This window comes from Mesorhizobium sp. M8A.F.Ca.ET.021.01.1.1 (genome assembly GCF_003998025.1).
In the GTDB taxonomy this organism is placed as follows: domain Bacteria; phylum Pseudomonadota; class Alphaproteobacteria; order Rhizobiales; family Rhizobiaceae; genus Mesorhizobium.
Window position 1 is genome coordinate 1 of record NZ_RZSJ01000967.1, and the last position, 1123, is coordinate 1123.

The following is a 1123-nucleotide window of genomic DNA, read 5'->3' on the forward strand; positions in this document are numbered from 1 at the left end:
GGTTGAAGATGGTGCGGGTGCCGAGCTCGACGCGTGTGGGGCCGACATGTTTCATCGCCGGATGGTGTGCGGGGGCGAACATGAAGCCGACGCCTGCCTCACGAATGCAACGGCCGATGAACTCGGGCGAGAGGTCGATCTTGACGCCGAGCGCGATCAGGACATCGGCCGCACCGGTCAGCGAGGACAGGCCGCGATTGCCGTGCTTGGCGACCGGCACGCCACTGGCCGCAATGACGAAGGCTGATCCTGTCGAGATGTTGACCGAGTGCGAATTATCGCCGCCGGTGCCGACGATGTCGATGGCGCCGTCAGGGGCATCGACGCGCAGCATCTTGGCACGCATCGTGGCGACGGCGCCTGAAATCTCGCTGACCGTCTCGCCGCGCACGCGCAGCGCCATCAGGAAGCCGCCGATCTGCCCTGGGGTCGCATCGCCCGACATGATGATGTCGAAGGCCTCGCACGCCTCCTCGAAGGACAGGGCGGTGCCGGTCGCGACCTTGGCGATATGGGTTTTCAGCGCGCTCATCTTGTCGAGGCTTGGGCAACGGCGGCCTGGTCGATGCGGACATCGTATTGCGTCTGCAACTGCGCCACCAATTGGTCGAGCAGGTCGTCGGACATGCCGGAGGTGAATGATTTCTGCGCGTCGTCCGGCACCGAGCTGGCGTCGGCGCCGGCCGGTTCGAACACTTCGGCGACCTTGAACAGGATCTGGCCGTCGCCGGTGGGCGAGGGGATCAAGCCGGTGCCGCCTTCGCCGACGCCGAACATCACGGCGGCGCCCTCCTTGCCGAAATCGGCATCATCGGCTTCGCGCTTCAGGCCGCGCTTGGTCTGCTTTTCCAGCTTGAGTTCACTGGCGATGACATCGAGCGTGGCGCCGGCCTTGAGCCGCTTCTCGAGTTCGTCCGCCTTGGCGGCGAGCCGCTTGGTGGTCTCGGCAGCCGTCCAGTCGGCGACCACCCTCTGGCGCACCTCATCAAGAGTGCGGTCGCGAGCCGGTGTGATCGAACCAACCTCATAGAAGACGAAGCCGTTGTCCGCCGCGGTCAGCGCTTCGTTTTCGGTGTTGGGTTCGGCATCAAAGACGGCCTTGATCAGCGACGGCGATTCCGGC

General features: G+C 65.3%; 1 protein-coding gene and 1 pseudogene. Both read right to left on the minus strand.

Annotation, left to right across the window (positions count from 1 at the left end; all coding sequences use genetic code 11):
* A partial coding sequence (gene trpD / locus EOA36_RS35875) for an anthranilate phosphoribosyltransferase (RefSeq protein WP_127281275.1) occupies nt 1-532 on the minus strand: 532 nt, incomplete at its 3' end.
* A pseudogene (locus EOA36_RS35880) lies at nt 529-1123 on the minus strand (peptidylprolyl isomerase); the annotation flags it as partial. The pseudogene EOA36_RS35880 and the gene trpD, both read right to left, overlap by 4 nt.